Origin of the sequence: Pseudomonas yamanorum, from assembly GCF_900105735.1 — a bacterium.
GTDB lineage: Bacteria > Pseudomonadota > Gammaproteobacteria > Pseudomonadales > Pseudomonadaceae > Aquipseudomonas > Aquipseudomonas yamanorum.
Genome location: NZ_LT629793.1, coordinates 865,141 through 887,356 on the forward strand (window position 1 = coordinate 865,141; position 22,216 = coordinate 887,356).

The following is a 22,216-nucleotide window of genomic DNA, read 5'->3' on the forward strand; positions in this document are numbered from 1 at the left end:
AATGCCCTGCCCGATGGGGCTGCCTCTTGATTCCCGCGATAGGCTTTCTGGTCGTGGCGGCGATGGACCCGACGACGCGCGACGTCGATGGGGTTCTCAACGACTTCACACATTGCCTGAACACCTACGACGCCTGGGCCGAGAGCTTCTGGAGCTTCTCGGCGCTGGATGTCGAGCAGGTGTTCAAGGTGGGGGATGAAGTTGCGCTGGTTGCGCCCATCACCCGTTCTCTTTATCCCAGCAGCACCGTCGCGACCTGCAAAGCCAACGCGTCGTTGAAGCTGGTGCATATGTTCCAGAGCGCGCGGTTCGTGCCCATCGGTAATACGCCGGTGATGCTGCAGGAAGTCGCGCAAGACGGTGGCGCCCTCGGCGACCCCATCCATAAAACCATCGGCCCCAGCGGCATTCTCGAAGTCACCGAGTGCACCGTCGACCGGCAGTACCGGGTCAGCTTTTACCCCAACGTTTCCAGGGACCACGTCAAGGCGCTGTATGCCTCCTATCAGTCCGAGATCAGCTCGCTGGAAGGCCGCTTGCGTGGCGAGTGGACGAGCACGTTCAGGCCGATATGGGAGAGCTATTCCAAGGCCGGCTTTGTCGATCGTTACACCTCGCTGCAACTGGCGTACGCGCAAGGATTTGGCAACGTGCTTTACGGTCTGTGGGACGGTATTGCGCAACTGTACCAGTGGCTGGCAGATATCAGGCCCAACAGCGAAAAATTGCTGCAGTACCTCTCCCAGGCTGAGCTTGAAGCGCTGCTGAAGCTCAGTAATGAGGCGATTGCCAAAGGGTTGTTGATTCTCAGCGACGAGCCGCTGCTGTTCATCTACCTGTCCGCGATGGTCAGTTGGATGCGTATGCTGCCGCCGCACTACATGGTTGAGTTGCTGGGGGAAATCACCACCGAGGTGTTGCTCAACCTGCTGTTGCTGTGGGCTACCGGTGGCATGGGTGTGGCGGTGCGCTTGGGTGCGCAGGTGCTGGGCAAGGTCAAGTCCGGGCAGGCACGGGAGTGGTTGGAGCAGATTGCCAAGCTGGGTGGTACGGCCCCGTTGGATGGGCATGCGGAGGTGCTTAAGCCGTTATCGCTTCAGAGTCATGCCGTGCCGGTGAAGGCGGCGGCGGTGCCGTTGAAGGTTGGTCCAGATCAGGTTTCGAATCCGGCGCCGATGGTGCGGGAGCCGACGGCTCGCACGACGCTGGTGAAGCAGGAGCCTGTGGATGATTCCCCGGCTTCGGCGAAAAACCCCAATGGGGATGCTTCGGCCTGTTCTGCTAGCACCTGTACCAATGGCTGCCCGGTGTCGATGGTTACCGGTGAGGAACTGCTGACCCTCACTGACGGCTCGTTGGAGGGTGTGCTGCCATTTGCCTGGACGCGGTTGTATCGCAGCAGTGCCGTGGAGTTGGATTGCGGGTTGGGGTTTGGCTGGAGTCATTCGTTGGCTCAGCGGTTGGTGGTGAGCGGCGAATCGGTGGTGTGGACCGATCACGAAAACCGCAGCACCACGTTTCCCCTGCCCTCTGCTGCACGGCCAGCCATCACCAATAGCCTGGCGGAAGCGGCGATTTATCTGGGCTCGTTGCCCGATGAACTGGTGCTGGCTCAGGCGTCGCTTTTCTACCATTTCCGCAACGGTGTGCTGACGTCGATCAGCGACGCGTATGACAACCGGCTGCGCATTTCCCGAGACTATTCCGGACGAATTCAGCGGATCGATAACCATGTCGGCCAAGGATTGCTGCTGCGGTATGACCGTGGACACATCGTTGCGGTCGACTATCAGGTGCAGCGGGAAATCGGCTGGGTTACCGAGCAGAACGTTGTTGCCTACAAGTACGACGATGCGTGGCGGTTGATCGAAGCAACCAACGCGGTAGGCGAAAGCGAGCGTTATCGATACGACGATCAGCAGGTAATCCTGGAGCGGGAACTGGCCGGTGGGGCGAGTTTCTTTTGGGAGTGGGAACGGTCTGGCAAGGCTGCAAGGTGTGTCCGCCACTGGGCCAGCTTTTCGCAGATGGACACGCGGTATGTGTGGGACGACAACGGCACTGTCACCGTACACAACGCCGATGGAAGCCAGGAAGTCTACGTTCACGACCAGCGCGCACGGTTGGTGCAGCGGATCGATCCGGACGGCGCGCAGCACTTCAAATCCTACGATGAAAAAGGCCGGCTGACGGTCGAGCAGGACCCGCTGGGGGCGGTGACGGCGTATCAGTACGACGAAGCCGGTCGGTTGATTGCGCTGTTTCCCGGTGACGATGCACCCACGTCCTACGAGCATGACAACGGGTTCGTACGGGTTGTACGCCGTGGTGACGCGGTGTGGAAATACCAGCGTAACGATCAAGGCGATATCACCCGCAAGACTGATCCGGATGGTAACTACACCGAATACACCTACACCCAACACGGAAAGCTTACCGGGGTCTGGTATCCGGACAACAGCAGTCAGCGGCTGATCTGGAACGAAAGTGGCCAGCTCACCGAAGAGAAGCTGGCGAATGGCGGAGTGCGGCGTTATCGCTATGACGACCTGGGGCGGCAGGTGGCTTGCGAGGATGAGCATGGCGCGCTGACTCAGTATCAGTGGGACGCCGTAGGTCGCTTGCTGAAGGTAATTCAACCGGGCGGCGCCACTCGCGAATTCAGCTACAACCCGTACGGAAAAATCACTGCAGAGCGCGACGAGCTGGGTCGGGTTACGCGCTATGAGTATGCCGACGGTCTGCACCTCATCAGCCGTCGGATTAATCCGGACGGCACGCAGCTCAAATACCGCTACGACAATGCCCGGTTGTTACTGACCGAAATCGAAAACGAGGTCGGCGAAACCTATCGGCTTGAGTACCACGCCAACGGCCTGATCCAACAGGAAACCAGCTTTGATGGGCGCCGTACTGCCTATGTCTACGACCTCGCCGGGCATCTGCTGGAAAAGACCGAGTACGGCGACGATGGCAGTCAGCTGGTTACCGGTTATGCGCGCGATGCGGCCGGGCGCCTCGTAAGAAAAACCCTGCCTGACGGCAGCAGCGTCAATTACACCTACGACCGCCTCGGCAACCTCCTCAGCGTCGACGACGGCCACTGGCCGCTGCACTACGAATACGACCTGCAAAACCGCCTCACTGCCGAGCACCAGGGCTGGGGCACCTTGCGCTATGGCTACGACGAATGCGGCCAACTCAACTACCTGCGCCTGCCCGACAACAACCGCCTGGCCTTCCACCACGACAAAGGTGGCGACCTCGGCACCGTCGAACTCAACGGCAACCTGCTCACCTCGCACCTGTTCAAATCCGGCCGCGAGCACCAACGCCAGCAAGGCCAACTCCTCAGCCACTACCGCTACGACGACCAGGGCCGCCTGCACGCCCACGCCATCACCCAACAGGAACAACGCCACCAGCGCCGCCAGTACGACTACGACAAACGCGGCAACCTCACCCGCATCCTCGACACCCGCAAAGGCCAGCACGACTACCACTATGACCCACTCGACCGCCTGACCCGCGCCAACCACTCGCACGACGTGCAGGAACGCTTCGTCCACGACCCAGCGGGCAACCTGCTGATGCAAGACCGCGTCGGGCCAAGCGTCGTCAAAGGCAACCGGCTGTTGATGCAAGGCGACCGTCATTACGACTACGACGCCTTCGGCAACCTCCTGCGCGAACGCCGGGGCCGCGCTCAACAACTGGTCACCGAATACCGCTACGACTGCCAGCACCGGCTGATTGCCGTCACCCAACCCGACGGCACCCAAGCCAGCTACCGCTACGATCCTTTTGATCGGCGCGTCGCAAAAGTCGTGAACGGTCAAACTACCGAATTCTTCTGGCAAGGCGACGCACTGATCGCCGAACACAACGCCGATCACCACCAAAGCTATATCTACGAACTCAACAGCTTCCGCCCGTTAGCGCTGCTCAAAGGCTACGGCCCGGAAGACGTAAAACCCTTCCACTACCAACTCGACCACCTCGGTACCCCGCAGGAACTCACCGCGCCCGACGGCGAAATCGTTTGGTCCGCCCATTACCGCGCCTACGGCCAAATCGCGAAGCTGGACGTCAACACCCTCACCAACCCGCTGCGCTTCCAGGGCCAATACTTCGACCCGGAAAGCGGGCTGCACTACAACCGCCATCGCTACTACAATCCGGACATTGGCCGCTACCTGACGCCCGATCCCGTGAAGCTGGCGGGTGGGCTAAACGGATACCAGTACGTGCCCAGCCCGACGGGGTGGGTAGATCCGTTGGGGTTGAGCTGTAAAGCTACAGCCTGCCCAGGCCAAATAGTCGCCGATGGGCCTTATAGCGAAATTGTTCCTGGTGGAGGTTTAGCTGCTCACGAAGCTGCCGGAGGACATTTGATGCAAAAGCACATTGGTAGAACTGACCAACAACTGGCAACACGTCTTAAAAATGAGCCTCATGTGCCTACGGCATCTACCTTCCCTGATCGCGCGACAGCCGAGTCAGCCATATCAAGCGTGATAGCAGGCAACGAAACCAAAATAAATTCGTTCGTTAAAGGAAAGGACAAAAAAATTGTTATTACTCAAAAGTCTCCTCAACCAGTTGGAACCAGCCTGAAGCGAGGTGCAAAAACAACCGTCCCCGGACGGGAGATCTACCTGATTTTGTACAAAGATAAAAGCATGCCCGATGGCTATAGAATTCAGACCGGATATCCGAATCCATGAATAAAGATTATTCACAGCTGCAGCAACTTCTCGCGGGTTACTTCAATCAGGATTGGGTTGATGAGTTTGATAGTGCGGACGATGTGATCCTAAGCTTTATAACTGAATCCTCAACAGAGACCTTTAAAACCGCACACCTTGAGTTAAAAGCTCTTTTACATGCCAACAAGACGGAGCAAGCGTTACAGCATTTTTTATTCTCAGATATTGGCTGTGGCTACTATTATCCTCACGATTGGAAAAGCGGGAAATTGTGGCTGGAGCACATTGACGCGCTTTTCAACCAAAGAGGCGAATAACTTCGATCTTTTAAGATATTTATAATGAAGAAGGTACTCGGAAAGCCCCTTCTTCCTCCCCTACCCCACCTGCTGCAACCGCCCCGCCCGAAAATCCTTCGGCGACACTTCGAACTGTTTCTTGAATGACCGACTAAAGTGCGCCGAATCCGTAAACCCCCACTTATACGCAATCGACGTAATCGACTCACTGCGCAAAAACGGGTTGGTCAGATCATCCGCACTGCGCTTCAACCGCGCCCGCTGGATATACCGGCACACACTGTCATCCTGTTCCTCAAACAACCGATACAAATGCCTTACCGAGATGTTCAACCGACTCGCCAACCCCACCGGGCTCAACCCTGGCTGGGTTAACGACTCATCAATCACCTTCTGCACATAGCTGCGCAGATTGCTGCCCTGCAACCCGCCACAATCGTCCCGCTCATCATCTTCCTGCTCAAACGCCGACCCCAGCAGCGAGACAAACGCCGATTGCAACGCCTGCCCCTCGCCGACCGCGCCTTCGCCGTTCAACGCGTCTTTGCACAGTTGGTCCATCAGCACATGCAACATGCGCCCGCAGGCTTTGCTTGAGGATATTTTGCCGAAGGTCTTGGGCTGGTTGCCGAACTGTTTGCACACCTCTGCGCGGGACAAGGACAGTGAGGCATGTTCGATCAGTCCGAACGGGGTGATGTCGATGGAGCCCACCGAGTCCATCAAAAGTAATTCGCCGGGGGCGAGTTGCACGCTCTGGCCGTTTTGGGTGATCTGGCAGTAGCCGCTGCGCTGGCTGACGAGGAAACAGTTCTGGTCGTCATCGTGGTCGGCGCGGGCTTTGGGGCGCTTGATCAGGCCGGCGTTGGTGCGCAAGTTGGCCAGGGGCAAACCGCCGCGGGAAAAGGTGGTGATATTACCGATGAACAACGAGCGGTTGAAGGCCAGTTCTGTGTCGAAGTGACCGCAAACCGCGCGCAGATCCCGGGTCCAGCGGTCCAGCCCGTCTTGCCCAATCTGTTGCATGCTCATGGTAGTTTCCACCTTGGCTTTTTGTTTTTGTCGGGCAATAGTTAACATGTTATCTATATGCGCGCAACAAGTACGTGTCTGCCAAGGTGGTTGCACTATTGATGCCAGATCCTGCGGTCAGTGGGCCTGTAATGCGCGCTGAAAACCGCTCAAGGCGTCCAGCAGCCAGGCACGTTGATCGCTGCTCAAGGCGATATAGCGCCGGAACGCCGGCATGCGATTGACCACCTCGCTGCCGCCCATATGCTCAAGCCGCACGCACCACTGGTGATCCACCAGGTCGATGCGCAGGCGCTTGAAGTCCAGCGGCATCAAGGCGCGATACAACGCACTGCCCTCCTGCAACTCGGCTTGCAGAACGCCTGACACTTCCTTGTCTCCCGAGCGCTGCCGACAGCGGATTCCAGTGCGTCGGACGGCCCCGGTGTGGTGCAGTTCGAAGCTTGCCGTGCCCTGCTGCGAGGCAGGCAGGCGCAGTACGAATTCGGTCATCACCAGATGCATCAACAGCTGCGATTCGGTGCGTTCGACGATCTCCAGTTGCAATCCGAGCTCGTCCAGGGCCACCCGGGCCGTCGTCGGTCCGCACACCGCATAACCGGCGAGGCCAAGGTTGCGCCGCAGGTGTTCCAGCGTAACGCCGGGACGATAACCGGCAGGCGCGCGCCGGGCGCTGAACAGCTCAGACAGTTTTTGCAGCATGGCTGATATACCCGTTGTGCGGCTGACCTGGCTCATGGGCGAACTCCTTGGCTAACACCTCCTCCACCGAGGCGGGCTTGAATGGATTGACCTTCTGCACCACCAGGGTCCAGAACAGCGCGTACGCCGCCGTGCAACCGAGCATCACGCCGAAGGGAATGTAGATGTCAGCAGGGTTCATCCCCGGCGGCGTGATAAACCACATGCCCAGCAGGATGCCGATGCTCGACAGAATCTGCGGCAGCGGAAAGAACGGCGAACGGTAGGCGCGAGGCAGATCCGGCCGGCGAATCCGCAGGATTACCACCGACAACGTCACCAGCAGATAAGCAAAACTCCAGGCACACACGGCGGCCAATACCAGGTGCATGATGTTGTCGGTGTTGCCCCCCAGGTACAGCGCGTGCAGGCACGGAATCAGCATCGCCACCAGGATGCACAGCAGCGGTGTCTTGAAGCGCGGGTGCAGGTAGGTGAAGACCTTGGGCAACGCGCCGTCGACCGCCATGCCGTACAGGATCCGCGGTACACCGGCCATCAGGGTGTTGATGGTCGCAGCCCCGGCAAACAGGAAGCCGATGCCCAGCCACATCGGGCCGATGCTGCCCATCACCTGCTCGGCGAATTTCGGGATCGCCATCGGCGTATCCAGCAGGTGCACCCCGCCCGCCGCGTCGATCAATACGTTCTCCACCTGGCGCTTCATGGCGGCGCCGTAGATGAACATGCAGGTGGCCACCCCCAGCAACCCCAGCACCATGGCCTTGGGCATCACCTTGGCCGAGTTGCGCAGGTCCGGTGCCAGCGGCGTGACGAACTCGCATCCGACGAACATGAACATCGCCATGCCCACCAGCGACAGGATGGTGATCAGGTCGGTGCCCACCAGGGATTCACCGAACCAGCCATCCAGCTGCACCGCCGGGGCTGCGATCAGGCCCAGTACGCCGAATACCATCAGGGTGGTCCACATACCGAAGGTCAAGATGATCTCGGCCCGGCCGAACGCGCTCACACCAAACGCATTCAGCACCCCGAACACAATCACGAAGCCCACCCCGAGCAACCACGAACCACCGGCGGATTCCGCCAGGGTGTTGAGGTGCTCGAAGTTCACCAGCGCCATCACCCCGGACAGGATCGTCTCGGCGGTGCCGGCAAACACATGCACGATCAGGTACGCCGACAAGGTGCCGGTGATCGCAAAGAACCGGCCCATGCCGCAGTTGATGTAGTCGTAGACCGAACCGGTGGTGGGCAGGATCGAGGCGGCTTCGGCGAAGGTGGTCGCCTGGGCCAGCATCATCACCACCGCGATCAACATGGCCACCGCGAAGGCACTGCCGCCGATGCCAAACCCCATGGTTGCGGTGAGGATCACCGGGCTGGCCATGATCAGGCCAATGGTGCTCGCCAGCGCCGTGGGAAAGCCCACCGTGCCGCGTTTCAAGTGTTCGGTGAGCCGGTCGTTGATCGACATGGTGCAGATCCTCAAGAAGCGGATTTTTAGAAGTATTGGCACTCTGCGCCCCGCCCTGGCTGATCGTCTTGCTCCTGGCTGCCGCCGGTTTTGTTGCTGCCTGCCACTGTCCCGCCGCTGGCGACCAGGGTCAATTACCTGGCACGCAGGGGAAAGACTTGGCGCGGTGGCGCTCGCCCTAATGCTCCCTCAATTCACCTTGTTGGGGACTATAACAATGCAGCACACACAACAAACCCGTCACCTGTACAGGGCCATCAGCCTGGGCATCGCGCTGATGGTCATCGACTCATCGGCCCAGGCGTTTGAGCTGTATGCCGATGACGACACCAAGGTCACCGGCAATTTCCTCGCGGTGTACGGCATGTTCAACAGCCGCAAAAACTATGACGGCACTACCGGCGGTTCCACCTGGCGTGAAGGTTTCATCAAGTATGGCTTGAGCGTTGACCAGCGCTTCGGTGCCCTGGGCAGCCTGTATGGCACGGCCAACCTGGTCAGCTCCGGCACCTGGGGCGAGGGTGATGCGTCGGGCGTGACCACCGGCAGCGAGCGCACCACCAAGTTCGACGAAGCCTTCGCTGGCTGGCGCTCGGGGGAACTGTTTCCGGCGCTGGGCAAGGATGGGGTGGACCTGTCGTTCGGCCGCCAGATCATCATGCTCGGCGACGGTTTCATCATCAACGACGACGGCCCGAACCTGGGCAAGGGCGTGGATGACGGCAAGTTCAACCGGGGCGGCGCGTACTACATCGCCGCGCGCCACGCCTTCGATCAAACCGCCGTGTTACGCCTGGGGGGCAAGGACGGCGTGCATGGCAGCGTGATGTGGATCAAGTCCGACAACCGCGCCCAGGCCAATACCGAAATTGCCGCCGGCACCCTGGACTACACCGCCGCGCCGGGCACCGTGGGATTGACCTATATCCATGGGATCAGCGTCGATAATCGTTATGCCAATGACCTGCAAAAACAGCGCGCCGGGATGAACATCTACAGCCTGCGGGGCGCCGGCAATGCCGGGATCGAGAACGCGCATTTTTCCTTTGAATACGCCTGGCAGGACAAGGACGCCGGCCCGGAAAAGGCCTGGTACACCGAGGCCGGTTATACCTTCGCCGCGCTGCCGTGGTCGCCGGACCTGACCTACCGCTACAGCCGCTATTCGAAAAACTGGGACGCGATGTTCTCGGGCTTCAACCGTGGCTATGGCACTTGGGTGCAGGGCGAAGTGGCTGGCAATTACTCGGGGCCGTTCAATACCAACACCGAGGTGCAGCACGTGGCGTTAAAGATCAAGCCGCTGGACAGCGTGACCGTCGGCGCGCTGTTCTTCGATTACAAGACGTTGAGCAAGGGCGGCATGCTCAACCTCGATGGGCGCGAACTGGACCTGTACGCGGAGTGGGCGGTGAACGAACACCTGATCGTCACGCCGCTGTTGGGCCTGTACAAGCCCAACAAGGATGAGAGCAACGGCGGCAACCAGGTGGGTGGCAATGGCACCAACGTTTATAGCCAAGTCACCGTGGCAGTGCCGTTCTAACGCAGATGCAATGAGCTAATGAAGATCAAATGTGGGAGCTGGCTTGCCTGCGATGCAGACACCTCGGTACATCAGAGACACCGCGGTGATGCCATCGCAGGCAAGCCAGCTCCCACATTCAAGCGGCATCAATCCTCGATAGAGGTGTTCGCCCTACGGTTGCCGCTCCTCAATCCGCGCATACGCACCCTGGTGATAGAGCAGCGGCGAACGCCCAAAATCATCAAACGCCACCACCTTGCCAATCATGATCCAGTGATCACCACCGTCCACCTGCTGGTACTTCTCGCAGTGAAACCGCGCCGAGCAATCGGCGAAGACCGGTGAGCCACCCTCGCCCGGCTCAAATTCGATTTCGGCGAAACGATCGTCTTTAGGCCGGGCAAAATTGTTCGACAGGTGGATCTGGTCAGCCGCCAGCACGTTGACCGCAAAATGGCTGGCCTGCTCGAACACCTCGTGGCTGTTGGAGCGCTTGTCGATGCTCCACAGCACCAGCGGCGGGTCCAGGGACACCGAGTTGAAGCTGTTGGCGGTAACTCCCACTTTGCGCCCGCTGGCATCAGCGGCAGTGACCACCGTGACGCCGGTGGCAAAGTTGCCCAGGGCCCGGCGAAAGGCCCGTGGGTCGAAACTGTTATCAGACATGCAAGACTCCCGGACTGCATCAACGCGCAGTCCTGATTATTGTGATGGCCGGGTCGGCTTCAAATCATGCTCGGATCAGGCTCAAGCCCCATCAGCTCACGCCCCAGAATCTGCGCGCACACGTCGTAATCGGTGTACGCATGGGCGCCAGTCATATGGGAATCGCGGAACAGGCGCTGCATTTCGTTGTGCTCGAACCACGCGTTGCCACCGGCGGCCTCGAACAAGCGGTCCACCGCCTGGATGCACATCTTGGTGGCGTATGCCTGGTTGGTGCGCCAGAACGCCAGGGTCTCGCGGCTCGGGTAACGGTGCTGTTCGCTGTGTTCAGCATGTTCCTGCCAGGTCTTTTCCAGGAACGCCCGGGCGGCGGCTACCTGGTGGGTCGACTCCGCCAGGCGCATCAACGCCGGGGTCGCGGCCCCCACCGCCGCGCCGGTGTAGGCACGTACGCGGGTCTTGGTTTTCTCGCGGAACACCTCAAGCATGCGCTCGGCCACGCCCAGGCTGACGGTGGAAAAACCGCTGGCGAAATACGGACGGTACGGCGAGTAGAAAATCTTGCTGTCGGGGTACAAACCGAAACCAGCGGACTTACCTTCCATCATGTCCTTGGCTTTCTGGATGCGGTGTTCGGGCACCAATACGTTGTCGATGATCAGGGTCTTGGTGCCGCTGCCTTTCATGCCGGCGGCGAACCAGTCATCGCGAATCTGATAGTCACTGCGTGGCAACACCGCGAAGCAGTAATCCTGAGTCCCTTCGGTATTTTTACGACGGAACCCGACAATCGCCCACTCGGCGTGATCGCAACCGCTGCTCCAGCCCATTTCACCGCTGAACAGCACACCCCCTTCAACGTCTTCAGTGCGGCCAAACGGCGCGATGCTGCTACTGGCCGTGGCGTTCGGGTTATCGCCCCAGACTTCCTGCTGCAACTTCGCGGAAAACAGCGCCAGTTGATGGCTGTGGGTGCACAAGAGGCTCATGGCCCAGGCGGTGCTGGCACAGGCGCCGGCGAGCAAGGCGATGCAGTCGGCAAATTGCGGCAGGGAGATTTCCATGCCGCCAAAGGGTTTGGGTTGAAAGGCACGGTGCATGCCGATGCTCTTGAGCAGCGCAATGTTCTCGTCGGGAACCTTGCGGTCCTGCTCGGCCTGAAAGGCATTGGCAGCGATGGTCGGCAGAATCGCCTTGAGGTCTTCGAGGAGCGGGTTTGGCTTTTTCATGGACGGCCCTGCTTATTATTGGATGTCCGGCTGGCGTTCCAAAGCAACGAACGACGCTGGATGTGGGGCCAGTATGGAGCCGGCGATCACACCGGAAAATGCACCTTCCACAGCCAAGATTGCACTTTCCACAGGCCTGGCAGCCACAGACATATCGCCCGGCAGGCATAGACAAGCCTGGCCCGGCGGCGCTGGTTAACCTCGGGCTTTTGCGAGCAGGAAATTCCCATGAGCGATATTGCGCTGCTGCCTGAAGTCCAGGCCTTCCTCCGTCGAAGCCATGCCTTGTTTATCGACGGCGGCTACATCCAGAGCCACTCCAGCCAGACCCTGAAGGTGATCAACCCGGCCACCGGCGAAGTGATCGCCCACGTGGCCGATGCCGACCTTGCCGATATCGACGCGGCCGTGGAATCGTCCCGGCGTGGCTTCCGGCAATGGTCCCAGGTCGCGCCAGCCATGCGCGGCAATGTGCTGCTGAAACTCGCTGACCTGCTGGAGCAACACCGCGAAGAACTGGCGCAGATCGAAACCTGCCAGTCGGGCAAGATCATCCAGATTTCCCGGGCGTTCGAGGTGGACCAGGCCGCGCACTTCCTGCGCTACTACGCCGGCTGGGCCACCAAGATCAGCGGCCAGACCATCACCCCGTCACTGCCCTCCTTCGCCGGTGAGCTCTACACCGCCTTCACCCTGCGGGAACCGGTGGGCGTGGTGGTGGGCATCGTGCCGTGGAATTTCTCGACCATGATCGCCATCTGGAAACTCGCCTCGGCGCTGGTGACCGGTTGCAGCATCATCATCAAGCCCAGCGAGTTCACCCCGCTGACTATCCTGCGCATCGCCGAACTGGCCATCGACGCCGGCCTGCCGGCGGGCGTGCTAAACGTGTTGACCGGTGGCGGCCTTGTGGGCAAAGGCTTGGTGGAGCATCCGGACACCGACAAGGTTTCGTTCACCGGCTCGGTGCCCACCGGCATCGCGGTGGGCCGCAGCGCCATGGGCGCCGGGTTGACCCGGGCGACCCTGGAACTGGGCGGTAAAAACTCGGCCGGGTTTCTGCGGGATGTGGACCTCGACAAGGCGGTCAACGGGATCATCGAAGCCGGGTTCCTGCACTCCGGGCAAATCTGCGCGGCCGCTGAACGCTTCTTCGTCCACCGCTCGCAGATCGAGGCGATCATGGACAAGCTGGCTCAACGCCTGTGCCGCTTGAACATCGGCTCGCCGCTGGACGAACGCACCGAGTTCGGCCCGGTGACCAACCGTCAGCACCAACAGAAACTCGAAGGGTTTTTCGCCACGGCGCGGGCCGAGAACAATACGATTGTCCATGGCGGCAAGCGGATCGACGGGCCCGGTTGCTACGTGGAGCCGACGGTGATTCTCGCCAACACGATCAACGACACCCTGCTCAACGAAGAAACCTTCGGTCCGATCGCGACGTTTTTCCCCTACGACACTGAGGAAGAACTGCTGGAGTTGATGAACAACACGCCTTACGGCCTGAGCGCCAGCCTCTGGACCAACGATTTGAGCAAGGCCCTGCGCATGGTGCCGGCGATCAACGCGGGGACGGTGTGGGTGAATATGCACACGATGCTCGACCCGGCGGTGCCGTTTGGCGGCAACAAGTCTTCGGGGGTGGGGCGGGAGTTTGGCGGGGCTTTTATCGAGGACTACACCGAGCTCAAATCGGTGATGATTCGCTACTGACCGGCATGCGGAGTGCCTGTCGGGGCGTTATCGCTGGGGGAGGATGCGTGGCGGGGGCATATCCGTTATTTGGGTGATGGCCTCTATTGGTTCCGCTCTTACAGCCATCCCTTTCAAGGTCTGCGTTTAAAAGTCCGTTTAAGGCCATGTTTAAGTACGTTTATCCGACTTGGCCGCCTTAAGCACCCTAGCTGTTGAGACATGCGCCCGTGCTGCCTTACCTTCCAGCCACTCCTTGGGCTTGGCTACTTTGGGGCCACGAGGGCTTTTTGCTACGGACTTAGGTTTGATCATCCTTGCCAGGGCCAGCAATCGCTCTGCCAGCCCTTGCGGAGTCTTTTCAAGAGGGAAATTTTCCGCAGGCAATGCGATCTGCAAGCCTTGATAATCACTGCGAACATGCACCGCCAAATGGAAAATCGAAACCTGCCAACCCTCTGGCTGCGTTTCGCGGTGCGCCTGCTCAACGCTACGCTTGAGAACCGACAAAACGTTGTAAGCCAGGACCGCCGAGGCAAAGCCCAATAGCGCGGCTTTCGGGCTGCCAAGGCCTGTAATTTCACTGTCCAGTACCGACTCAAGGCGCTGAAACATTCCTTCGATACTCCAGCGATGACGGTATAAATCGGCTATCTGCCGGGCACCGATGGTGTCGGGCAAATTGCTCCAGAACCACATCACCAAATCACCTGAGTCATTCGCCGTTTGCAGGCTCAACTCAACACGTCGCCAGCGGCGGCCACCCTTCACTTCGATGATTTGTTCGCGAACGGTTCCGCTATCGACCGTCCCTGAGTCTTGCCACTCACTTTCCTGGACCAGGCGTGGATGCTTGCTGGGTTGGCGAACGATGAACGAAGCCCCCGTGTCCTCGCAGGCTTGCAGGATGGGCAGCGTGCAATAGAGCCGGTCAGCCATCCACAACTGGCCCGCGCATGCGCGGGCCAGCAGCGGTAAAACACTGACTCGCTCACTGGCGTAGGCATCTTCCCACGGCTGAAGATCAACGACTAAATCCAGATCCGGATCGTAGGCAACTACTGAAAATCCTGGGCGCGCTGCGCCGCGCTCATTGCGCAGAGCGCCTAGACGTTTTTCAGTGGCCGGCAAGTGGTTGCCATCCACAATACGCAACTGCCAGCCGGGCAGGATCGATGAATGGCCGAGCGTTTCGACGGTTGGTATCAAACGTTCGGCACTGCCCGAAATGAGGGCGCGAAGCAGCTCGGGTTCGGTTCGCTTGATCTTGTCATAGAGTGCCGAAACACTGACCGAAAGGCCCTCCATCTTGCGCGCCGCCGCGTGCAACGACGGCCTCAAGCCCAATGAAACAAGGGACATCAGCTCAACAACGGTTGAAAACAAAAGCTCACGTGAGTACTGCCGTTGGCGGTGATCATCGAACACCTTGTCAACCCAAGCGGCATCTACTGCCTGCTCTAATATCAACTTGGTCATGACGCTGGCCGGAGCCTGTTTTTCAAACCGTTCTAAAACCTTTTCCCACATAGTTTCGTCGTCCTGACTGGATTGGTTAGGGGATTTTAAACCAAGACCTTGAAAGGGATGGCTCTTACAGCGGCTCACTTTTGAAAAGCGCAAAAGTAAGCAAAACGCTCTTGCCCCACCACTCGGCACCTCGCCCAGGCTCGGTGTGCCCTCACTCCGGCTTTGGACCGTGGGCCGCCGCGATGGGCCATCCTTGGCCCAGCGCGGCTAACCCGGCGTCCTGCCGGGTTACCCACGCTCCAAAGCCTGCGTTCGGCCAGCGTGGTTTAACGGGCCGCCTAAGATCAAGATCAAAAGCAGATCAAGAGCACAGCGGCCTACCGGCCGGCTTGAGTGTTGAAGAGCAAAATCAAAAGCTAAAGCGGGCACGGTTCAAATGTGGGAGCTGGCTTGCCTGCGATGGAATCACCTCGGTATATCTGAAAAACCGAGTTGTCTGCATCGCAGGCAAGCCAGCTCCCACAGAAAAGCAGATCTTTTTTCGCTCTGGCTTTTTGATCGTTCCCACGCTCTGCGTGGGAATGCATACAGTGACGCTCCGCGTCACCATTGCGCGGGGCATCAGTCCGGCGGTGCCAGCGGGACGCGAAGCGTCCGAGGCGGCGTTCCCACGCAGAGCGTGGGAACGATCACCGTCGCCTACCACACCGCAATATGCGAATCCGCCCGGGGCTCGGTCCCACCACACAGCACTCCACTGACTGGATCCCGCAGGATAATCTGCCCACGCCCGAAGTCCGTCAGGTCACTGGCAATCTGCACCTGATGCCCACGCCGAGCCAGGGCATTGGCCAAATCCCGCGACGCCCCCTGCTCGATGCCCACCTTCATCTCCCCCAACCACTGCCAACGCGGTGCATCAAGGGCCGCTTGGGGGTTAAGACCGAAATCCACCAGATTCATCACCATCTGCACATGCCCCTGAGGCTGCATGTACCCGCCCATCACACCAAACGGCCCGAGAGCCTGGCCATCCCGGGTAAGGAACCCAGGAATGATGGTGTGGAACGTCTTTTTCCCAGGCATCAGGCAATTGGCATGCCCCGGATCAAGGCTGAACTCCTGCCCTCGGTTCTGCAGCGCAATACCACTGTCGGGCAACACCACACCGGAGCCAAACCCGTGGTAATTGCTCTGGATAAACGAAACCATATTGCCCTCCGCATCGGCGGTGGCCAGATACACCGTGCCACTGGCGTGAGGATCACCAGGCTTGGGTGGCTGGGCCTGCTCCCCTATCTGCTCGCGCCGCCGGGAGCTGTACCCATCGCTGAGCAAATCCGCCACCGCCACCCGCATATGCAGCGGGTCAGTGATGTAGTGCAAGCCATCGCTGTACGCCAGCTTCATCGCCTCCAGCTGACGATGCCAGGTCTGCTGGCTGTCACGGTGATCAAAGCTGAACCCTTCCAGAATCTTCAGCGCCATCAGCGCCACCAGCCCCTGCCCGCTCGGCGGGATTTCCCACACGTCGACCCCGCGATAATTGATGTGGATCGGCTCCACCCACTGCGCCCGGTAGCCGTTGAGATCGGTGGCCCGCAAGTAGCCACCGGTGGCCCGGGAATGGGCGTCCAGGCGCTCGGCCAGGGCGCCGCGATACAGGCTTTCACAGCGGGTCGCGGCCAGTTCTTCAAGGGTTCGCGCCTGGGCTGGGTTACGAAAAACCTCCCCGGCCTGTGGCGTCCGGCCGTCGATCAGGAACGTTTCGAACCACGCCTCCAGCACCGGGTCGCGATGGGGGCTGAACTCGTCCAGGGCGACCTGCCATTGATGGGCAACCACCGGCGACAACGGAAACCCGTCCCGTGCCAAGCTGATGGCCGGTTGCAGCAGTTCGGCAAACGGCAGCTTGCCAAAACGCTGCGACAACTCGGCCCATGCCGACGGGCAGCCCGGCACCGTCACCGGGGTCCAGCCATACAGCGGCATCTGTTCATGGCCGGCGGCCTTCACCGTCTCAATCGACACCGCCGCCGGCGCATGCCCGTTGCCGTTAAGGCCATGCAGCTGGCCCTTGCACCAGACCAACGCAAACGCGTCGCCCCCCAGGCCGCAGCCGGTGGGTTCGACCACGGTCAGCGCCGCCGCCGTGGCGATGGCGGCATCAATGGCGTTGCCGCCCTTTTGCATGATCTCGATGCCGGCCTGGGCAGCCAAAGGCTGGGAAGCCGCGACCATGCCGCGCCGGGCGAACACGCTCTGGCGCTGGGACGGATAAGGGTATTCATGAGCAGAGAATTTCAACATGGCAAAGGCTCTTCAAAACAAGGATTCATTGGCCGGATTTGACCCGGTTCCACTCCCGGGTTATCAGGCGCTGGATGGCTTCCGGCAGGTCGGCGGAAACGAAGGTGTGGCTGATCACTTCGTCACCGGGATAGATACCGGGGTTGCCGCTGACTTTGGGGTCCATCAGCGCCGTCGCGTCTTGGTTGGGGTTGGCGTAGCCCACGTAGTCGCTGATGGGCGCGATCACCTCGGGGCGCAGCAGGTAGTTGATCAGGGCGTGGGCGTTGGCCACGTTGCCGGCGTCTTTGGGGATCGCCAGCATGTCGAACCACAGGTTCACGCCTTCCTTGGGGATCAGGTAGCGGATGTCGAGGTGCTTGCCCGCTTCCTTGGCGCGGTTCCGGGCCTGCATCACGTCACCGGAATAGCCGATGGCCACGCAGATATCACCGTTGGCCAGGTCGGCGGTGTATTTCGACGAGTTGAAGTAGGTCACCGAAGGCCGCAGTTCCATCAGGCGTTTCGAGGCTTGCTTGTAGTCGTCGGGCTTGACGCTGTTGGGGTCCAGGCCGAGGTAGAGCATCACCTGGGGAATGATCTTCACCGGCGCATCGAGAAACGCCACGCCGCAGCTCTTGAGCTTGGCCAGGTTGCCGAGTTCGAACACCATCGACCAGGAATCCAGTACCGCGTCCTTGCCCAGCACCGCACGGACTTTTTCCTCGTTGTAGCCGATGCCCACGGTGCCCCACATATATGGCACGGCGTAACGGTTGCCCGGGTCGGCGGCTTCCAGGCGTTGCATCAGGCGCGGGTCGAGGTGCTTCCAGTTATCCAGCAGGGAACGTTGCAGCGGCTGGTAGGCACCGGCCCGTATCTGCTTGGACAGGAACTGGCTGGACGGCACCACCACGTCATACCCCGAATGCCCGGAAAGCAGCTTGGCTTCGAGCATCTCGTTGGTGTCGAAGATGTCGTACTGGACCTTGATGGCGCTGTCTTTCTCGAAATTCTTCAAGGTGTCGGGCCCGATGTAATCGGACCAGTTATAGACCTTCACCACCGGGTCGGCGGCCTGGGTCATGGGGACAATCGCGGCGCAGCACAGGGCCGCGAACACACTCGATAAGCGCATTGAGACTTTCCTTGGAAGGGTCATAGCACACGGCTGAGAAAGGCCCGGGTACGGGGATGGCTGGGACGGCTGAAAATCTGTTCCGGCGGCCCTTGTTCGATGAGCTCGCCCTGGTCGAGCACCACCACGCGGTCGGCCACTTCACGGGCAAAGCCCATTTCATGAGTCACCACCACCATGGTCATGCCCTCCTCGGCCAACTCTTTCATCACCTGCAAAACTTCGCCCACGGTTTCCGGGTCGAGGGCGCTGGTGGGCTCGTCGAACAACATGGCCTGGGGTTTCATCGCCAGCGCCCGGGCGATCGCCACCCGTTGCTGCTGCCCGCCCGAGAGCATCGACGGGTAGTGGCCGGCCTTGTCCGCCAGGCCCACCCGCTCCAGCAGGCCGCGGGCTTGTTCCAATGCCGCCGCACGAGACACACCGAGCACCTGGATCGGCGCCTCGATGATGTTTTCCAATGCGGTCATATGGGGGAACAGGTTGAAGCGCTGGAACACCATGCCGATGTCCCGGCGCTGGCGAGCGATGTTGCGCTCCGAGTCCCGCACCAGGCTGCCGTCGGCACGTTCGCGATACCCCATCGCCCGACCGTTGACGCGGATGCGTCCGCCCTGGATGTCCTCCAGCAGGTTGATGCAGCGGATAAAGGTGGTCTTGCCCGAGCCCGAGGCACCGATCAGAACCACCACTTCGCCACGGCGCACTTGCAGGGAAATCCCCTTGAGGATCTGCAACTCGCCGAAGGACTTGTGCACATCCAGGGCCTCGATGATCAACTCTTCACTTTTGTGCGCCATGGTTAGCGTCCCCTCAGCAATTTCAGGGTGCTGCGACCGAACATCCGGCTGGAGGCCGGCGGCGGTGACGAAGGCCGGTCCGACTGGCCGAAACGCGCCTCCAGCCAGCGCTGGAAAAAGCCCCAGAGCGTGGTCAACAACAGGAAGTAGATGGCGACCACCAGGTACAACTCAAACACCCGGAACGTCGCCGAGGTGACCATCTGGGTGCTGAGCAACAGCTCCTGCACGCCGATCACACTCACCAGCGTGGTGTTCTTGAGCATCACGTTGAACTCGTTGCCCAGCGGCGGGACGATCACCCGGAACGCCTGGGGCAGCACGATGCGCCGCATCAGCTTGGCGAAGCCCATGCCCAGTGAGCGCCCGGCTTCGTATTGGCCCTTGTCCACCGCGCCAATGCCGGCCCGGATGATCTCCGCCATATAGGCGCCTTCATTCAGGCCCAGGGCGATGATCGCCGCCTGGATATTCCCGGGGACCACCAGCCCGAACAGGTCGATATCCTCGAAACGAAAAATCCCCCCCGCCGCCAGCGCCGTGTACAGGAACACGATCTGCACCAGCAACGGCGTGCCACGCATCAACCACACATAAAAACGCACTGGCAGGTGCAGCAGCGGGTTCTTCGACAACCGCAACAACGCCGCCGCCAACCCCAGCACACAGCCCAGCAGCATCGCCGACACCGCGATCAGGCACGTCAGCCAGAGCCCGGTCAGGTACACCCCGCTGGGCTGCAGCAGGTACTGCCAGAACACATCCCAATTGAAATTCATCGCAGGTTTGCCTCAGTCGAGTGTGTCGCTGCTGACATGCCACTTGTTCAACAACTGGACGTAGCTGCCGTCGCTGCGCATGTCGCTGACCACTTGCTGCACGGCGGCGCTGAGCTGCGGATCGTCCTTGCGAATGCCCAGGCCGGTCAGGATCCGGCTGAACGCCGGTACGCCTTCCTGGAACAGTTCCGGGGCCATCGCCGCGTAGTAACCGGCGGTTTCCACGGTGGTGCCATAGGCGTCCACCTGGTTGATGCGCAGGGCCTGGAAGGCGTCGGTGTCGGTGTTGTACACCACCAGTTTCATCGGTGGCTTGCCGGCCTTGGCCAGGCTGTCGTTCTGGGCGTCGAGCAGGGTCTTGATGGTGGAGCCGTTGAGCACCGCGACCTTGTGCCCGGACAGGTCATCCAGCGCCTGGATGCCCTTGGGGTTGCCCTTGGGCACCACCACCGACTGGCTGGAATACATGTAGTTGACGATGTCGATCACTTGCCGCCGCTCGGGCTTGTCGAACAGCTGGTCGACGATCATGTCGCACTGCTGGGCCAGCAGCGCCGGCACCAGCCCGGAGAAGGGAATCACCCGCCATTGCACCTGCTTGCCTCCCAGGCGCTTGGCGATTTCCAGGCCCAGGTCGACGGTCAGTCCCCGGGGTTTCTGCGCTTCATCGAAGGACACCAGGGGCGGTGAATCCATCCCCGAGCAATACACCAGTTTGTCGACCTTCTGCAGGCGCTCCGGCACCTGGGGCGCAGCAAAGGCCCCTTGTGTGCAGAGGCCCAGGGATATGGCGACCAGCAAGCCGTGACGTTTATGCATGACCAGACACTCCAGTTCGTTGAACAACGGGGGCAGGACTCAAAGTCAAAACACGGGCGGGTTTGTACCCGCTTCTATTTTTCCGTTTGCAGGAACTGAATCAGCGCCGGCACGGTGCCTTCGATGTGCTCGCGCACCACGGCTTCGGCGCGGTCGGCATCACCGGCGCGAATCGCATCGAGGATCACCGCATGCTCCTGGCGGGCGCTGAGGGGTTTGTCGCCGTGCTGCAGCCACAGGCGCATGGGCGCCTCCACCAGCGAGTACAGCGCCGAGATCTGCTTCATCAGGCGCGGGCGGCCGCTGAGGCTGCACAGGTATTCGTGAAAGGCGCGGTGGCGGCTGACCCACTCGGCACTGTCGTCGCGGTAGTCGTCCATCTCGTCCAGCTGCCGCTCCAGCGCGGCCAACTGGCGCTCGCCAATCCGCCCCACCGCCACGCGCACCGCCAGGCCTTCAAGGGCGCTGCGCATCTCGAAGACTTCGTGCAATTCGTCGATATCCAGGCCACTGACAATCGCCCCACGGTTAGGCCGCAGGGTCACCAGGCCTTGAGCGTCGAGGCGGCGGAAGGCTTCGCGCACCGGCATGCGGCTCATGCCGATCTCGCTGGCGATGTCCTCGGCGATCAACCGGTCACCCTTGCGGTAGCGGCCACTGCAAATCGCGTCCAGCAGGAAGGTGTAGGCCTCCTCCTCGGCGGTCAGCGGCTGGCGTTCTACATAAGCGGGAGCGAATTGCATCGGCAGCACCTTTTGAATTTTTGTATCCAATTATCCACGAATACAAAAAAGCAGTTTGCGTGCCAGGTTGGCGGGTAGTGCTTCAAGTGATTGATTCAGATGGAGTTGGTGAGTGGCATTGCCCCGTGCACGTCGCAATACCGCAGGAAAGTGCTACCAAAAGGTTCAAGGAACGGCCCATAACTGGGCAGGCCGGTAGCCGGTAACATCCTGGTACCTTTCTAAATTCCTGTACAATTTTATTATTTTGTACAAGTATCAGCGGTATCACGCCCTCTCTGGAAGAACCGCAATGACCCGTCTATTGGTTTCGCTGGCCCTGGTGCTGGGCCTGAGCAGTTGTGGCAGCGTGGATGTAAAACACTATGCCGACCAGCAACCCCAACTGGACCTGGTGAGCTTCTTCAGCAAGCCCGTCAAGGCCTGGGGCATATTCGAGAAACGCTCGGGTGAAGTGGCCAAGCGTTTCGAGGTGAATATCGCCAGCCGCCGCGAGGGTGAAAACCTGATTCTCGACGAACGCTTTCTCTACAGCGATGGCACTCGCCAGCGGCGCGTCTGGACCCTGACCCCCGATGGCCCGAACCACTGGCGCGGCCGCGCCGACGACGTGGTCGGTGAGGCCAAGGGCGAAGTGGCCGGCAACGCGTTGCACTGGCGTTACGTGCTGAGCCTGCCGGTGGACGGCTCCGTCTACGAAGTGAGCCTCGACGACTGGATGTACCTGATGGACGAAGACACGCTGATCAATCGCTCCAGCATGTCCAAGCTGGGGGTCGAAGTGGGACAGGTGACGCTGTTCTTCCGTCGCCAGTCTTCGCAACCCTGACCGGCAAGG

16 protein-coding genes and 1 pseudogene are annotated in these 22,216 nt (G+C 60.4%); 5 read left to right on the top strand and 12 right to left on the bottom strand.

Features of this window, described 5'->3' with window-relative positions; translation table 11 throughout:
* Positions 1 to 62: 62 nt before the first annotated feature.
* Both BLU46_RS04260 and BLU46_RS04265 read left to right on the top strand, forming a co-directional pair.
* On the top strand, positions 63 to 4,727 hold the full coding sequence (locus BLU46_RS04260; RefSeq protein WP_093198958.1) for an RNase A-like domain-containing protein: 4,665 nt from the start codon (positions 63 to 65) through the stop codon (positions 4,725 to 4,727).
* Positions 4,724 to 5,026, top strand: a complete 303-nt coding sequence (locus BLU46_RS04265; RefSeq protein ID WP_017478937.1) for a contact-dependent growth inhibition system immunity protein — start codon at positions 4,724 to 4,726, stop codon at positions 5,024 to 5,026. The genes BLU46_RS04260 and BLU46_RS04265 overlap by 4 nt, the downstream gene beginning before the upstream one ends.
* 60 nt (positions 5,027 to 5,086) lie before the next feature.
* Here BLU46_RS04265 and feaR read toward each other — a convergent pair whose 3' ends face one another.
* The 3 genes from feaR to BLU46_RS04280 all read right to left on the bottom strand — a co-directional run bounded on the left by feaR (position 5,087) and on the right by BLU46_RS04280 (position 8,222).
* A complete protein-coding gene (gene feaR, locus BLU46_RS04270) occupies positions 5,087 to 6,040 on the bottom strand; it encodes a transcriptional regulator FeaR (protein WP_093198961.1) in 954 nt (317 codons plus the stop codon).
* A 117-nt stretch (positions 6,041 to 6,157) separates the two neighbouring features.
* Positions 6,158 to 6,742: a DUF3156 family protein gene (locus BLU46_RS04275; RefSeq protein WP_093198963.1), complete on the bottom strand. Its 585-nt coding sequence runs from the start codon at positions 6,740 to 6,742 to the stop codon at positions 6,158 to 6,160.
* Entirely contained in the window at positions 6,723 to 8,222 is a 1,500-nt protein-coding gene (locus tag BLU46_RS04280) for an APC family permease (RefSeq protein WP_003219898.1), read from the bottom strand. Before BLU46_RS04280 ends, BLU46_RS04275 begins: the two co-directional genes overlap by 20 nt.
* Positions 8,223 to 8,439: 217 nt before the next feature.
* Between BLU46_RS04280 and BLU46_RS04290 the strand changes: the two genes are divergently transcribed.
* Positions 8,440 to 9,768, top strand: a complete 1,329-nt coding sequence (locus tag BLU46_RS04290) for an alginate export family protein (protein ID WP_093198966.1) — start codon at positions 8,440 to 8,442, stop codon at positions 9,766 to 9,768.
* A 171-nt stretch (positions 9,769 to 9,939) separates the two neighbouring features.
* On the opposite strand, the pseudogene BLU46_RS04295 reads toward BLU46_RS04290, so the two are convergent.
* Positions 9,940 to 10,416, bottom strand: a pseudogene (locus BLU46_RS04295) (flavin reductase family protein); the annotation flags it as partial.
* Between the two features lie 59 nt (positions 10,417 to 10,475).
* Positions 10,476 to 11,645: a p-hydroxyphenylacetate 3-hydroxylase oxygenase component gene (locus BLU46_RS04300; protein WP_017478931.1), complete on the bottom strand. Its 1,170-nt coding sequence runs from the start codon at positions 11,643 to 11,645 to the stop codon at positions 10,476 to 10,478.
* Between the two features lie 228 nt (positions 11,646 to 11,873).
* Between BLU46_RS04300 and BLU46_RS04305 the strand changes: the two genes are divergently transcribed.
* On the top strand, positions 11,874 to 13,361 hold the full coding sequence (locus BLU46_RS04305) for an aldehyde dehydrogenase family protein (RefSeq protein WP_093198973.1): 1,488 nt from the start codon (positions 11,874 to 11,876) through the stop codon (positions 13,359 to 13,361).
* Positions 13,362 to 13,511: 150 nt separating this feature from the next.
* Here BLU46_RS04305 and BLU46_RS04310 read toward each other — a convergent pair whose 3' ends face one another.
* From BLU46_RS04310 to BLU46_RS04350, 7 genes are all read right to left on the bottom strand, one after another.
* Entirely contained in the window at positions 13,512 to 14,819 is a 1,308-nt protein-coding gene (locus tag BLU46_RS04310; RefSeq protein ID WP_081253266.1) for an IS4 family transposase, read from the bottom strand.
* 690 nt (positions 14,820 to 15,509) lie between these two features.
* Positions 15,510 to 17,120, bottom strand: coding sequence for a gamma-glutamyltransferase family protein (locus BLU46_RS04325; protein WP_093198979.1), 1,611 nt, complete (start codon positions 17,118 to 17,120; stop codon positions 15,510 to 15,512).
* A 25-nt stretch (positions 17,121 to 17,145) separates the two neighbouring features.
* Complete coding sequence (locus BLU46_RS04330) at positions 17,146 to 18,237, bottom strand: polyamine ABC transporter substrate-binding protein (protein WP_093198983.1); 1,092 nt, start codon at positions 18,235 to 18,237, stop codon at positions 17,146 to 17,148.
* 20 nt (positions 18,238 to 18,257) lie between these two features.
* Positions 18,258 to 19,037, bottom strand: a complete 780-nt coding sequence (locus BLU46_RS04335; protein ID WP_017478927.1) for an amino acid ABC transporter ATP-binding protein — start codon at positions 19,035 to 19,037, stop codon at positions 18,258 to 18,260.
* Between the two features lie 2 nt (positions 19,038 to 19,039).
* On the bottom strand, positions 19,040 to 19,816 hold the full coding sequence (locus BLU46_RS04340) for an amino acid ABC transporter permease (protein WP_017478926.1): 777 nt from the start codon (positions 19,814 to 19,816) through the stop codon (positions 19,040 to 19,042).
* 12 nt (positions 19,817 to 19,828) lie between these two features.
* A complete protein-coding gene (locus BLU46_RS04345) occupies positions 19,829 to 20,635 on the bottom strand; it encodes an ABC transporter substrate-binding protein (protein ID WP_093198986.1) in 807 nt (268 codons plus the stop codon).
* 74 nt (positions 20,636 to 20,709) lie between these two features.
* The gene (locus BLU46_RS04350) at positions 20,710 to 21,378 is read right to left on the bottom strand and encodes a GntR family transcriptional regulator (RefSeq protein ID WP_063031594.1); all 669 of its coding nucleotides are present in this window, start codon (positions 21,376 to 21,378) and stop codon (positions 20,710 to 20,712) included.
* 292 nt (positions 21,379 to 21,670) lie between these two features.
* Here BLU46_RS04350 and BLU46_RS04355 point away from each other — a divergent pair, with 292 nt between their 5' ends.
* Positions 21,671 to 22,207, top strand: a complete 537-nt coding sequence (locus BLU46_RS04355) for a DUF3833 domain-containing protein (RefSeq protein ID WP_063031596.1) — start codon at positions 21,671 to 21,673, stop codon at positions 22,205 to 22,207.
* Positions 22,208 to 22,216: the final 9 nt, after the last annotated feature.